This is a genomic window from Paenibacillus eucommiae (assembly GCF_017874215.1).
Classification (GTDB): domain Bacteria; phylum Bacillota; class Bacilli; order Paenibacillales; family NBRC-103111; genus Paenibacillus_AI; species Paenibacillus_AI eucommiae.
This window is the reverse complement of the sequence record NZ_JAGGLB010000017.1, coordinates 161,501-175,396: the sequence shown is the minus strand read 5'-3', so window position 1 is coordinate 175,396 and position 13,896 is coordinate 161,501. Positions and strand designations below refer to the sequence as shown.

The 13,896-nt window shown below is 48.9% G+C and carries 10 protein-coding genes; all 10 read right to left on the bottom strand.

Features of this window, described 5'->3' with window-relative positions; all coding sequences use genetic code 11:
• Nucleotides 1-10: 10 nt before the first annotated feature.
• The 10 genes from J2Z66_RS23345 to J2Z66_RS23300 all read right to left on the bottom strand — a co-directional run bounded on the left by J2Z66_RS23345 (nt 11) and on the right by J2Z66_RS23300 (nt 13,706).
• Nucleotides 11-907 carry an ABC transporter permease gene (locus J2Z66_RS23345; RefSeq protein WP_209974891.1) on the bottom strand — a complete coding sequence of 299 codons (897 nt, stop codon included), beginning with the start codon at nt 905-907 and terminating at the stop codon, nt 11-13.
• A gap of 78 nt (nt 908-985) precedes the next feature.
• Nucleotides 986-2,629 (bottom strand): type 2 periplasmic-binding domain-containing protein, encoded by a 1,644-nt coding sequence (locus tag J2Z66_RS23340; protein ID WP_209974889.1) that lies wholly within the window; start codon nt 2,627-2,629, stop codon nt 986-988.
• A gap of 144 nt (nt 2,630-2,773) precedes the next feature.
• Nucleotides 2,774-4,357 carry a response regulator gene (locus J2Z66_RS23335; protein WP_209974888.1) on the bottom strand — a complete coding sequence of 528 codons (1,584 nt, stop codon included), beginning with the start codon at nt 4,355-4,357 and terminating at the stop codon, nt 2,774-2,776.
• A gap of 82 nt (nt 4,358-4,439) precedes the next feature.
• Nucleotides 4,440-6,116 (bottom strand): sensor histidine kinase, encoded by a 1,677-nt coding sequence (locus J2Z66_RS23330; protein ID WP_209974886.1) that lies wholly within the window; start codon nt 6,114-6,116, stop codon nt 4,440-4,442.
• Between the two features lie 171 nt (nt 6,117-6,287).
• Nucleotides 6,288-7,454, bottom strand: coding sequence for a GNAT family N-acetyltransferase (locus J2Z66_RS23325; protein ID WP_209974884.1), 1,167 nt, complete (start codon nt 7,452-7,454; stop codon nt 6,288-6,290).
• Between the two features lie 569 nt (nt 7,455-8,023).
• Complete coding sequence (locus J2Z66_RS23320; RefSeq protein WP_209974882.1) at nt 8,024-9,346, bottom strand: F390 synthetase-related protein; 1,323 nt, start codon at nt 9,344-9,346, stop codon at nt 8,024-8,026.
• Nucleotides 9,346-10,245, bottom strand: a complete 900-nt coding sequence (locus J2Z66_RS23315; protein WP_245375767.1) for an MBL fold metallo-hydrolase — start codon at nt 10,243-10,245, stop codon at nt 9,346-9,348. Before J2Z66_RS23315 ends, J2Z66_RS23320 begins: the two co-directional genes overlap by 1 nt.
• The gene (locus J2Z66_RS23310) at nt 10,242-11,240 is read right to left on the bottom strand and encodes an NAD-dependent epimerase/dehydratase family protein (RefSeq protein WP_209974880.1); all 999 of its coding nucleotides are present in this window, start codon (nt 11,238-11,240) and stop codon (nt 10,242-10,244) included. Before J2Z66_RS23310 ends, J2Z66_RS23315 begins: the two co-directional genes overlap by 4 nt.
• Nucleotides 11,237-12,718, bottom strand: coding sequence for an ATP-grasp domain-containing protein (locus J2Z66_RS23305; protein ID WP_209974878.1), 1,482 nt, complete (start codon nt 12,716-12,718; stop codon nt 11,237-11,239). The genes J2Z66_RS23310 and J2Z66_RS23305 overlap by 4 nt, the downstream gene beginning before the upstream one ends.
• Nucleotides 12,708-13,706 carry a beta-ketoacyl-ACP synthase III gene (locus J2Z66_RS23300; RefSeq protein WP_209974876.1) on the bottom strand — a complete coding sequence of 333 codons (999 nt, stop codon included), beginning with the start codon at nt 13,704-13,706 and terminating at the stop codon, nt 12,708-12,710. Before J2Z66_RS23300 ends, J2Z66_RS23305 begins: the two co-directional genes overlap by 11 nt.
• Nucleotides 13,707-13,896: the final 190 nt, after the last annotated feature.

The window sequence follows — 13,896 nt, the reverse complement described above, 5'->3', positions numbered from 1 at the left end:
TCTATTCCTCCTACCATATGGATGATTGGCCTAATTTTTTGGCTAACTGGTTAGCCCCAATCACAAGGAGCAAGCCGATAACCCCTTTAAAAAAACCAACTGCTGTGGCTACACTGAAATCAAATTGCTCCAGCCCCCTCCTAAACACCCAGGTGTCGATAATATCCGCAACCTCGTACACTCTGGAATTGTAGAAAATATAAACCTGTTCAAAACCGGCATCCAATATATGCCCGATCCGCATAATCAATAATAGGACGAACACATTGGCTACGCCTGGCAGGGTAACATGCCATAGCTGACGCCAGCGCCCTGCTCCATCCACAACAGCAGCCTCATAAAGACTCGGATCGATCGCTGCCAGCGCTGCCAAATAAATAATCGCTCCAAAACCCGTATTTTTCCATATTTCGGTCGAGATCAGAATACTTCTGAAATACTCTTTTGCAGTCAGGAAATCGACCGTAGTGCCGCCAAATTCACGAATCGTCTGATTAAGAAGTCCGGAATCCGGAGCCAGGAAAGAAAAAGCCAAGCCATAGACCACCACCCAGGACAAGAAATAAGGTCCATAGGTTATCGTCTGGATCGCCCGCTTGAACCAGCGAATGCGAATTTCATTCAAGACCAGTGCCAGCATTAAGTCAGGGAGCATGTTGAACACAATCCGGTACACACTGATCACTACCGTATTCCGCAGCGTCCGGATAATATCAGGAGACTCGAAGATCGTGTAGAAATGCTTCAGTCCCGCCCACTCGCTTCCCCACACGCCCTTGACCAGATTGTAGTCCTTGAAAGCGATAATCAGCCCGCCCATGGGACCGTAATGAAAGATGATAAAATAAAGGACACCGGGAAGCATCATCAGGTAATACCAGCGGTATCGATACAAAGTTGCTGCCATAACAGTTTCTCCACTCCAATTCTGTAACGAAAGGGGAACTATATCCGTTCCCCTTTGCGCTTTCTGTTTCTTCAAGCCTTATTGGCCTGTTGGAGATACCCAGTCATTCACTTCTACGCCAGTAGCCTGCGTTTGTTCCACATAAGCATTATACAGATCGTTCGCACCATATTTCGTCAGGAATTCATGCAGCAGCGGCGTCCACTCCGGGTATTTGTTTTTCTCAAACAAGTATTGCACCTGGATTTCTGCGCGTTTGGTAGCGAAAGATCCCCAGTCAAATCCTTCCGGCGGAATATAGCCTGTAGCGCTTTGCAAAATACCATAATCATTAATAACCGCCATCATTTCCTTGTCACGATTACTCAAAGTCGGATCCACGACCTCCAGACCAAGCGGCTCGGTATAACGCTCCGGTGTCATGGCATGCCAGGCAACCAGGAAATTCCCTTTATCGATGACATCCTCCTTATACGCTTGCGGATTCAGTGTAATGGTATTGCCGCTGCGCGTATAGTGTTTGTCCTCTATGCCATAATGCGTCATCAAGTAGCCTTCCTCGCTAAACAGCCAGTCCACAATCTGAATGATTCTATCTACTTTTTCAGGGGACTTCTCTATCGTTCTTTGGGCAATGGACCAGCTGTATCCAGGTTCGATCTTCAAATTGACAGGATGGTCGGGAAACGGATTAAATGCTCTGACATCTGCGTTTGGATACAATTGCTTCAATTGATTGAAATAACTGTTCGGATTGGAATCGAAGGCAAACTGATCAGCAGCCCCCCATATGATGCCAATTCTTCCTTGCGCGAATTTCTGCTCTGAAGTGGCATTATCGCTTAAGAACCAGTCGGGGTCCACATAGCCTTTGTCAGTCCATCCCCTGATATCATCCAGAACTTCTCCTATAACCGGATCGGTATAAGCCGTCCTGAAGTTTTTTGTTTTCGGATCAATGAACATACTTTGGTATATGCCATGATTGTTATATTGTGGAAAATAGGAGCTTACCATCTGTCCATTCCCTGGCGTTGTAAATCCATAAGTATCATTTCGCTTGTTACCGTCTGGATCATCTTGCGTAAAGGCACGGACTACTTCAGTCAACTCTGCGTAGTTAGTCGGATAATCCAGCTTCAACGCATCCAGCCAATCCTTACGAATAAAATAAGAGGTGATCGGTTTCGGGTTAACCGGAACATAGCCGCGAGCTGTGGATCCCTTCTCAATCTGATAGTTAGCCAGCACCTCAGGTGTCACCCATTTAAAGAAGTTGGGCATTACCTCCGGGTTCAGCCCCGCTCCTATATTTCCCATCACTCCATCCGCAAACAATTGAACGGTAGATGTTCCAGATATTACCATTAAGTCTGGTGCATCACCTGATGAAATTTTCAGGTTCAATCTCGTATTGAATTCATCGCCAAAAGGTAAAGTATCGAACGCGATCGTCACATTAAACTTCTTCTCCAGATAGGTCCGGACAAAATCATCTTCACCTCTGGGCATAACGGTGTCCGGATTTCCCGGGAAAAAGAAGGACAGCTTCAAGGGCTCCAGTTCACCACCAGCGTTTTCTTCTTTCCCTCCTTGTTCAGCTCCAGCCGTATTTGTTGCCTTCGGTGTATTCGAATTCGTATTGTTCGAATTGCCGCAAGCTGTTACAATCGTCAAACAGAGAACAAGCATAGCCAATAAAAACGTTTTCACAAATTTCATATGCGTCTTTTCTCCCCTTCTTCTCAATTGCTTACCCTTTTATCTTAAAGTTAATTTCATGTAATATGAATGTACGTTCCTTGGGCATTCATTCACTATTCTCCGTTGTTTGACAGCTGATTGTTACCTATTTTCAGATCGTATTCACTTTCTCCGTTTATAGTCAGAAATCGTCATGCCCGTGATCTTCTTGAATACCCGTGTGAAATAATTCGTATTGGCATATCCTACCTGCTCAGCCACCTCTTCTGTTGACAGCTGATCGAGCAAGAACAGCTCTTTGGCCTTCTCAATCCTGTAATTCATTAAATAATCGGAGAAGGAATAGCCCGTCTCCTGGCGAAATCGTTGACTAAAGTAGTTTTCACTGAAATTAACCCGGCGGGCAATCTCTTCCAGACGCAAGGGCTGATTGAAGTTATCTTCGATATATTCGCATGTTTTCTTAATCCAGCCTTTCTTCTCCTTCAACTCCCGGATAACAGCTTGACCGGCTTGCAGCACTTGAATCAGCAGGCGAGACAGCTCCCCATATGAATTGGCATGATGGAGCTGCAGAAACAGTTCATATACGACAGGAAAATCCTTGTTCTGATGGATGAGATCCACCTGGTATCTTTCCAGTAAATAATCGATCAACCGCTGCGCTATCATTTGCGCAAACCTTATCGCCTCGTCTATGTTCATTTCAGGCAAAATGGTATCGGATTGCTGCTCTATCCAAAGGTACAATTGATCAAATTGTTCATTCCACAGGATTTGCTTCACTTGACGGTACAATCCAATCCATTCCGCCTCCGAAAAGCTCCTTGTCTGGGATGCCTCATCATACCAATACACACCCTTTCCCTGATAAAAAAAGCCTTCCAGCGCTTTTGTCGCTTCACTTCTTCCTTCAGGCAAGCCTTTCAATTGTGTGAAAGCGCCGCTCAAGCCGCAATAAAGCTCCATATTTAAAATATTTTTGGCGCTGCGCAGCACTTCATCCGTAATTTTGCCTACTTCCCCTTTAACCACCGGCAATGTCTGGTCAGACATCTGAATAAAACCCACGTAGGTCCCTGCCTCACAACCAATGAAACAGGCATGAAACCTTGCAAAAGCTTCGTCCAGCAGCGCAGATAATGCTTTCCATTCATGCTCCAGATCAGCATGCTTATTCGGAAGCACCCGAAAAGAAAACCAAAAGAAAATCTGCTGCTCGTCTGCAGTGTTGAAATGCTGCGCTATCATCGGAATTTCGTTTTGCAGGAATGCTCCGTTATGCCAGGCTTTGTGCTCAGGCTGCCTGGTCAGCAGCAAAAGCTTCTGTTTTTCCTGTATCTGCAAAGAAGCCGGCTCTGATGCATGCTTCTGCAGCGGGTAATCCAGATTATTCAGCACCCTCACAAGCTCTTCCGCTTCCAATTCATGTTTGACCAAATAATCCTTCACATTCATCTGTATCGCTTTACGTGTATACTCAAAGTCCTCGTAGCTGCTTAAAATGATTACATTGACATGTGCATAATGCTGTTTCAAGAGAGCTATCAGGGCCATTCCATCCATTTTGGGCATACGAATGTCTGTCAGGACAATATCAGGGCATCGCCCCTGGATTGCTTCCCAGGCCTCCTCTCCGTTTCTATACACGCCGATAACCTCGTAGCCATTTTGCTCCCAGTTCATAATCGATTGCAAGCCAACTCTGACCAGCTTTTCATCATCTACGATCACGATTGTTCTCATCCTGTGATTCTCCCCATCCTTTGTTTTCCCACCGCACACAGCTCACAACTCACAGCTCAAAGGTCCCAGCACGCGATGCGAATTACATCCATGGCAACACCAATTCCACCCGGGTTCCCTCGTCAAAATCACTTTCGATTTGCAGCCCATACTTCTTCCCGTAATGCAGCTGAATTCGTTCATGAATGTTCTTTAACCCCAAATGGTTGCTTTCTTTTCCGCTATGTAATAAGTCTCGAATCTGCTCCAGCCTGTCTTCACTCATCCCGCAGCCGTTATCAGATACAACAATATGCAATTCATTAAGTTCTTTATAAGCATGCAATTTGATTTCTCCACTTCGGCTGGCTTCAGAGATACCATGCATGACTGCATTCTCTATGATCGGCTGGAGTAAAAATTTCAACATATGAAGATCATAGAAGGACTCTGGGATATCTACAATTAATATGAAATCCTGATAGCGAACCTTTTGAATTTTAATATAATCGTAAAGAATATTTATTTCATCCTGAATCGTAACCCGTTGACCCGGGTCGCGAATGGAATACGCTAACAGGCTGGACAGTGAATCTGCCATCTCCTTGATATTGTCCTGCTTTTGAATAATCGCCATCCAGCGAATGGAATTTAACGTATTGTACAGAAAATGAGGCGTCAGCTGATTTTGCAAAGCTCTGACTTCTGCAGCCTGTTTTTTCTGCTGTGTAGCCATTACCTCATGGTTAAGCTGATGAATCTCCAGCAAGACGGAAATAAAAGTGTCATTCAGCTTGGTTACTTCTTGCGCGCCGCGAAATTTTTTCAAGCGCAGCGGCTCCACGCCTCTTACACCTTGCTTCATATTCATCATCAGTTTTTTGATTGGAATGACGATATCCATCACAATGAGCTGCGTAACTCCTAGGCCAAGCAGTACGCATAGTATAGTGACTATAATAGAGATATAAATGGTTCTTTCGATTTGATCATGCAGCTGCTGAAGAGGAATCATCGTCTTCAAAGTCCAATCATAACGGTGACTTCTGACTTCAGTGATCAAATACTTGTCCTTGTCGGAAGGATTCCACTTGCCTGTGCTCAAGATCAGATTCCCGCCCGCCGAATAAAGCTCGAATACCGCGTTCTTGCTGATCTTGGTTTCTTCCAGTGTGCGCATAAACGTATCCGGATCAATAACAAAAATAAGCTCGGCAATTTTATGAAACCGCTCCATATGATTGATATCCCGACCCAGCAATATCACACGTTTCCCCGACTCATTCGACGCCTCTAGCTCCCATGAAACGCTGCCCTCACCTTCTTCGATATTGCTAACGAACTTGGCATACTCTCCACTCAATATGTGCGGATCTTTTCGTCCAAAAACGTACTGGTTATTTCCCCATGTCAGAATCGCGCTTGAAATATAGGGTCTGAAGGAGCCTAGTAATATTTGTACCCGTTTATCCAGATCGCTTTTAAGTTTTGCACTTTGCAAATATGTAGGGGCATTCTCCTGCAACAATCTGCCCAGATCTGTGTCAACAAAAAACTGCAAACTCAAATTCTCAAAACTGTGAAACTCTTGATCCAGCTTTTCTACTACAAGATCCAGCAGATCCTCTGTATTTTGCTGCATAATTCCTTTGCTTGTACCGTTAAAATTGGACGTGACAAAATACATGCCGAGCACAACAGGCAATACAATCAACGGCATATAAAACAAAATCAATTTGTGAATTAAGCGCCACCGACGCCATCTGAGATTATGCAGCATGCTTCGAATCGTGCTTCCTCCTCAATGTTAGCGCTTTCATTTCTATTTATGTTCACTTGATTATCCCTATTTTACATATTACTTGGATTCTCACAGCCTGACAATTCATGTTTTCTCTGCATTCATTCACAATATTCCGGTAAATGGTTACGCAGACTACACGGCAGCTTGTTAAAGCTTATACTTCTCCATTAAGGGTACGCCGATGCGGTCCAGCACCTGCTGCAGCAGACTCCAGCCTATTCGTCTGTGAGGCGCAAGATGACGATCATATACGGCACTGTACTCCATTGCGGCCACTGCGCCACGATTCCGTTTGAACTGCGCCGCGCCCGAGCTTTCGTGCAGCAAGTGACCGTTACTCCGGGCGATCCCAATCAGTACAGACGACAGCATGCGGTATAAACCAATTTCCTGGGAAAGTGATGTATCGTATCCAAAAATGGGGGTCGTCATAACCCCGCTGCGGCAAAAATAACCAAGCACCGCATCAAGCCTCCCCGAATCACGGTGGCGCAGGGCATGGAACTGCAGCAGCTTCTCCCGCAGCGCGAATGAGAAAAAGCGCTCGCCAAACTGCGGGTTGCAATAAGAATGCTTGTCTAAATAAAGCTTGCGATACAGCTCTGCCAGCCGTGGAACATCCTCCTCGCCCAGCTCTTCCGGTCCCAACACCTCATACTGATGCTTCTCCAGCAGAGCATGGTCCCTTTTCATCAACCAACGTGCTTTAGCGTTCATTCCCCCGCCCTCTGAGGGGTTAAACATATATACCTGACGGCTCGGCACGAAGCGAAACCCGATTTTCTCCAACACGTCCATCAGCGCCCCGCTCGTTACCCGGTTCAATGATCGCATGATCAAAGTATGCTGAGGAAAGGAGGCTAGCAATTGAGCGACTGCATCCTCAACCTCTTGCTCCGGAAGCTCTTGAAGGTCCGGGAATAGATTCGTGGAAAGCAGCCAGTTGTTGATATGTACAGCCTTGTTGAACCGGGTGGCTTTCAGCAGCAGACCGACAGCATCAAGCAAACCTGACAGCAGCACCTCAGCAGGCCGGGATTTCAGCAAATATAATTCCTGTTTGGCGTAGCTGACATAGTGGGTGTAAGGAGAGCAGACGTAGGAGTTTGCGTACTCTTTTTCATTAACGGTAATCGGAAGCACGCATGAGCTCAGCCGCAGCACATGTAGAGAGGTAGACACATTTGGGATGATCGCTTCCGTCGGATGCTCAAGCAGCGGAAGCAAATAGCGCTTCGCATAGGAGCCATCCTCAGTGTCCGGCCAGCTCATTCCACCAATGGAATCCTTATCATATAATTGAATCCTGTGCATCAGTTGGACGTCCTCTTTTCTATATCAAATGAATGGATAGCTAAAACTGGAAAAATATCTGCCAATCCTGTACGGTTGAAAGTCCTACCCAACAACAAAAGAGGAATAGACCGATGCAAAATCCGTATATCATAGCGACGGAAGATATCCTCAGAAATGGAAAGGACCTGTCTCTAGCAGTCACCGCTGACCTTTAGAGGCTGATTTTTACATTTTCACGATTCTTACGGACATCCGCGACCCTTAGAAGGCGGTTTTCCCTACAATCGCTCCCTTTTCAGCCGGTAAGGGACAAAAGTGACCGTTACAATCTCATTTCGCTGCATGTCCGCTTCTAACGGACTGAAGTGACCTTTAGCGTACGTGTGTACGTGTGTACGTGTGTACGTGTGTACGTGTGTACGAGTTACCCACCCTTGCCGATATGAAAATAGCTATGACAAGTACCGGGCCGCTATAAAGCTGGCATTTTCGCAGCATTTAACCGCCTCGAAGGTTAGCTTGACTGTCAAGCACTGATTATTAGGTTGAGCCGATTTTCTATACGATTTCCACTACCATTTTCGATACTAACGTCCAGCCCGGCTTTCTACACGCCGCAGCTTGCGCCCGCCAGAAACCTGCGGCTGATAAGATGTGAATTCCAGCCTAGGCATCCTGCACCCGACACGGGCGCACAACACCTCCAAAGCCCCTGCAATTGCCGTTTGTGCACCAGCACGCTCATCAGCCTTCACCTGCAGCGATATTTCCAGCCTGTCCGCTGCATGAAGAACGGCATGATAGGCCTCCACTTCACCGGAAGCAGCAATAATGGCACGGGAAATAAAATCCGGGAATACGGGTATCCATTGGCTTCCAGAAACAGCAGGGAAATAATACACATCATCGCAGCGCCCTTCTATCATTTCGATAGCTGTAAAAGGCGACCCGCAAGAGCAGGCTTGCTCCCGCTCCGTCAGCAGGTCATTTAAGCGATAACGGACAATCGGCTGCGCATATCGGGAAAAATCAGTAATGATCGGCACGAATTTTCGCAGGCTGTGATCCACGTATTCTTTTTGAATGTATACAATGTCTTCATTAAGATGCAGCGTTCCGTGCGAACAGGTCGCAGCAAGCAGCCCTTCCGTACACTGATACACCTGATGAACCGGCTGGCCGAAGGCCTCCTCCACATAACGCTTATCCAGCGGATCAAGCACCTCAGCTACCGATAAGATCCGCTCTGGATGAATCCTTAAACGGCCCTGTCTCTGCTGCTCGGCTAGCAAACGAAGCATGGATGGAGGCGCTACAAGCAAGCTAGGCTTCTGTTCATTCAAGCAGCTAAGATGCTGTTCCATGGAATCAAGCAGATCATAAAATTCGAACCGCAGCCTTCTGCTTCCCACAGTACCATACAAATTACTATTCGCCCGCAGGAAAAAAGCAATGCTATGCCGCGCAAACAGGGAGCCTGGAAGAACCTTGGCGAGAATCGCCCCCGCCCATGCCATTCGCTCCGCAGGACTAATGAGAAACAGCCCGCGATTGCCCGAAGTACCGGAAGACAAACCAATGGTCATGCCGCCGATTTGTGGCGTGAATTCACGTGTTCTCTCCGCCTCCAACGCCAATGCGAAGGCATCCTCCTTGCGGATACCCGCCGTATTGAGCTGGTCGAAATGAGCCATCATCAGGCTTTTATCGATCATCGGAAAATCACGCCAATCCGTAACCGGGCGACTTCCCCATAACTCCTTGTAAAATGGTGAGCCTTTCCTTACCTTTTCCAAATGGTGCAGCAGCCTTCTCTCCTGCCAACGCCCGAGCTCCTCACGACTTCGGAAGCGCCGTCCATGCCGGGTTAGCCCATATTGATACATAATACGCAGATTATCGGTCCACATTAAAGTGGCTCACCACCTAATATCCAATCAGCCCATACCTCAGGACAATGCGACGGCACAATGCGCAAATCAGGATAACGCTCATGTAAAATAACAAGCCGTTGAAAGCTGTCCGCATACGCCTCGGAATCAGGCATAATAAGGCTTGCGAGCTTATTCGGCGGCAGCTTCTCCCGGTACGCACGGCTAGACCAGGCCGCGTCAGCGCAGAGTAAGTATTGATGCCTCTCCGTCGATAAGAACAGTCCAATCTGCCCATCCGCATGGCCAGGCAAGTCAACGGCCAGCAGGCTGCCGTCACCAAGAATGTCATTAGCCGAAGTAAAAGGAACATTCAGCGGCAGTTCGACCTCCTGCTCCTCACGCAGCGGACGGGAACGCTCCTCGAAATTCTCGGGCAGCAGCTCCGGGAGAAACGCCCGGCGAAGTGCGGGAAGCCCGCTGAGGTGGCGAACCGCTTCATAAGCATTAGGTGCATAATGAAGCTCTGCAGCGGGAAAATCTCTGAGCCCTGCTATATGATCAGCATGAAAGTGTGAAATGATGATTTTGCCAATCTGCTCCGGCAAAATTCCCCGGGCAAGCAGCCGCTGTGCCGCACTATCCCCTTCCTGAAAAGACACAGGTGTGATCCAGCGGTACAGACGGTTAGGCAGACGGTCCGTTGCTTGAAGAAACCGGCCCGCATACCCGGTGTCAAATAAAATATAGCCAGCCTCCGGATGCTCAATGCAAGCAAAAATCGCCGGAATCCGGTACGCCTTCAGCGACCCTCCCTGCATAGTTACCCACTCTGGATGCTTGCAATAACCAGCTTCAAACAATTGAAGCTTTACTTTGGGCGCATCCTTGCTCATAGAAGCTCCCTCGCTGATGTCGTTCTGTCTCTTATAGCTCATTGTGCCTTCCTCTCCATCTTCCACCACTGGGCATAGGCATCCATTCCCGCCTCAACGCTAACCTGCGGCGTATAGCCCAGCTCTTCACGTGCAGCACGAATGTCCAGTGTCTGGCTGCGCCCAAGCATCCCGGTCATTGCCCGGGTCAGCAAGGGCTCCCGATCACCAGGCAATACCTTAGCTGCAAGCTCCATAGCTGCTGCTGCTCCATATGCAGCGGCAAAAGGCAGCCGCTTGGCATGAACCGGTATACCCAGCTTGCCAAACAGCCTGCTCACAGCTTCTGCAAAAGACATGGGTTCGTCATTTGAAATATTATACATACGCCCAACTATATAAGCAGGTGCGCTCTGGCAAAGCAGCAGCGCATCCACGACATTTTCTACGTAAGTCAAATCAATAAGCGCACTGCCACCGCTAATCAGGGGAATTCCCCGTGTGGCGTTAGCTTGAATCAGTCTCGGTACCAAAGAGGTATCTCCCGGTCCAAAAATGGCCCGCGGCCGGATCATGACACCCTGCAGCCCTTCGGCACAAGCCCGCTGTACCGCGATCTCGGCCAATCTTTTGGTAGCCGCATAAGAACTTGCCTGCCTGCTGGGAAGTTGAGCCGATTCATGCACATTCAACCGATGGGCAGTGCGGAAATACACGCTTGGTGAGGATACATGAACAAGACGCTCCACTTGATGGCGTATACAGCCTGCAATAACATGCTCTGTTCCTATAACATTGCTCTCATAGAAGGAACGGTACGCTCCCCATGGCGCTGATAATCCGCCGCAGTGAAAGACAGCATTCTGCCCGGCACAAGCCGCAGCTATGCCTTCCTTGTCTCTCAAATCCACTTGTAAAAAATGAATACCTGCTGTCTCCAGCTTATTTCCGATAGCAGCCTGTCTCCCCATTGCGGTAACGTCCCAGCCTGCCTGCTGCAGCCTTATTGCTAACCGCTGGCCCAGGAACCCTGTCCCTCCGGTAACTAATGCTTTCATAACGGCTCTCCATTCCATTCGATGTCCAACGTGGAGGCTTCCATCAAGGTTATTCTTTTCGATGAAGCTATTTTCCAGAGCTCCCGAAGCATCAAAAGCTGCTCGAAGCAAGGTCGCGGATCGTTCCAGCGAAAAACAGCATCCTGGGCAGCCGCGTACTGTTTGACCCGCTGCAGCAGCTCCCGCCAAGAACGGATCCCGCTCATCCCGTAGGCCAGCATCGGCAGTGATAACATTCTCCGGATGCCTGGCTGCGGCTCGATGAAGTCTTTAGCAACCTTGTCAGGCTTGGCAGACTCAAACCGATCATACACATCAGATCCATCTGACATACCGGACTGCATAAATGCTTGAGCCAGCCCATCCTCTGGGCGAAACAGATGAATCCCGCTTGTAGCCCGGGGATTGCATTCAATGGCATAAACCTGACCTTCCTCCGTCTCGATGAAATCAAAGGCAATTTGTCCGGTAAACCGCTCCATCTGGACAAACCGTCTGACCCAATCCAGCACCTGCTGGTGAAAAAGCGGTTCAAAATAAATACACGCGCCTCCACCAGCAGAATACTTGGTTTCGTAAGCCGCATGAGCAGCAAGCTGGCCATCCTGAACAACACTGTACGTGCAGATGCTTCGTCCCCGTACAAACTGCTGCGCCACCCATGAAAATTCTGCCTCGGGCAGGCCGTCCAGCAGAGGATTCGACTTCGACTTCGACTTCGATTTCAACTTCAACATCGGCTTCCGTTTTGTCTTCGTATCCTTATTCATAAACCGGACCTTCGAAGCAAACCTTGAAAACTCCGGCTTTAACACATATCCGCCCTCGAACGAAGCTGCTCTGCCAGTTTCAGCATCAGCTGCCACGGCTGCCTCCATTGCCGCTTCCTCTACTGCCAATGTCTCCATTGCCTTCGCAGTCGTCCCTGAATCCTTGGCCATTGCCTTTACCTTCGTCGCCGTTCCAGCCGCGGCCACCTCGGCCCACTCCTGCGGAGAACGGATCAGCCTCGTTGCAGGCACCGTAAGCCCCAGCTCCTCCGCACGGCGGATGAACTCCCACTTGCTGTGCAGCATCCGCAGCTGCTGCAGCGGCGGGGCAAACACCTGGCACAAGCGGCCAAGCCGCTCCAGTCCTGCCGACACATAAAAGATTTCCTCGCACGTCGGAATCAGCAGCTCGATGCCTTCCCGCTGCACAATGTCCGCGAGCGCAGCAACAAAGCCGGCCACGTCCTTGGCCGGACTTGGCACGGCAAAGCTGCGGGTGACCGCCCGCGATACGCGGCACAGGTGATGGGCTGCGCTCTCCGCAGCATATACCTGCCAGCCCGCAGCGGCGATCAGCCGCGCCAGCTCCAGTGCAGCCGGCGCCCTGCCGCCGGTGATAAGCACCTTCCTGCTGCCAGCAGCCTCGCGCTCACGGCTGCTTGGGCTGCTTGAAGTGCCCGCCGCTGCCATGCCTGGCTCAATAATCAAGCACTACGCCTCCCAACGATAACCCGGCCGAAGTACCGAGCAAGAGGACACGATCGCCCCGCTCGATTCTTTGCTGCCTAATCGCTTCGTGCAGGCCAATGGGAATGGATGAAGCTATCGTATTTCCGTACTCTGGTGTAGTAAACATAAGCTGTTCTTCCGAGATACCCAGCTTCCTGCTTAGCAGCTTCATCGCCAATGCGCTGCCTTGATGGGGAATTACGAGCTTAAAATCGCGAATATCCGTCCCGGTTGCCTCAAGAATCTTGTTCAAAAAACCAGGCAGCAGCTTTGACGCCATCCGGAAAATGGCCTCCCCCTGCATATCGAACAAATAGTCATCCGCTCTTTCCTCGCTGTATTCACTAGCATGCAAGCGGCTTCCGCCACCACGTATTTCCGAGAGCCTGGCTCCTACGCTATAAGTTTCCATTGCTGCGTGGAGAATTCGCGAGGACTCGCGGGCACCGGCCTGTTCAATAACAGCCGCCGCTGCCCCGTCACCGAATAAAGCGGCGCTTTCCTTCTGCTTCCAATTCAGCCCTTTGGAGGCGACCTCTGTTGAAACCAGCAGCACACGGCGATATCTCCCGGCATCAACCATATAGGACATAACATCCAGGCCGGTGACAAAGCTAAGGCAGGTTGAATTAATGTCAAAAGATGGAACGCCTGACTCTCCCTCTCCCATCGCTTCTTGAATCAGAGAGGCTGTACAAGGAATCGGCTGCTCCATCGTTCCGCTTGCACACACGAGACAATCCATATCTTTAAAAGTTAAACCAGCGGCTTCAAGCGCTGCATACGCTGCCTTGGCCCCTAGCTGCGATGCTGTCTCATGCTCTATGAAATATCGTGAAACCACGCTTGATTTTTTTCGAACCCAGCCTTCCCGCAAGCCTAATCTATGATCCATCTCTCTATCACTAATCTTCGTTTTTGGTAACCCTATGCCTGTTCCTGCTATTTTCACTTTGCGTATAAACATGCTGTCAGCCTCCAACTCTAGTGAGGAACCCCTAGTAGTAGCGGGGGAAATTAAAAACCCGCACGAGCACGTCATGCGGATCCTAGTTATAAGTTATTAACCAATAATGTTATTAAGCTAACAATTTATAGATAGATTATATCATTTTTATTATATGTCATGTGCTTTTAACTTTCAATTTGAATGAGGA

Bases quoted from the DNA above. Each gene is read 5' to 3' on its own strand.
- J2Z66_RS23330 (WP_209974886.1), bottom strand. From the start codon at position 6,116: ATGCTGCATAATCTCAGATGGCGTCGGTGGCGCTTAATTCACAAATTG.
- J2Z66_RS23335 (WP_209974888.1), bottom strand. From the start codon at position 4,357: ATGAGAACAATCGTGATCGTAGATGATGAAAAGCTGGTCAGAGTTGGC.
- J2Z66_RS23345 (WP_209974891.1), bottom strand. From the start codon at position 907: ATGGCAGCAACTTTGTATCGATACCGCTGGTATTACCTGATGATGCTT.
- J2Z66_RS23340 (WP_209974889.1), bottom strand. From the start codon at position 2,629: ATGAAATTTGTGAAAACGTTTTTATTGGCTATGCTTGTTCTCTGTTTG.
- J2Z66_RS23325 (WP_209974884.1), bottom strand. From the start codon at position 7,454: ATGCACAGGATTCAATTATATGATAAGGATTCCATTGGTGGAATGAGC.
- J2Z66_RS23300 (WP_209974876.1), bottom strand. From the start codon at position 13,706: ATGTTTATACGCAAAGTGAAAATAGCAGGAACAGGCATAGGGTTACCA.
- J2Z66_RS23320 (WP_209974882.1), bottom strand. From the start codon at position 9,346: ATGTGGACCGATAATCTGCGTATTATGTATCAATATGGGCTAACCCGG.
- J2Z66_RS23315 (WP_245375767.1), bottom strand. From the start codon at position 10,245: ATGAGCTATAAGAGACAGAACGACATCAGCGAGGGAGCTTCTATGAGC.
- J2Z66_RS23310 (WP_209974880.1), bottom strand. From the start codon at position 11,240: ATGAAAGCATTAGTTACCGGAGGGACAGGGTTCCTGGGCCAGCGGTTA.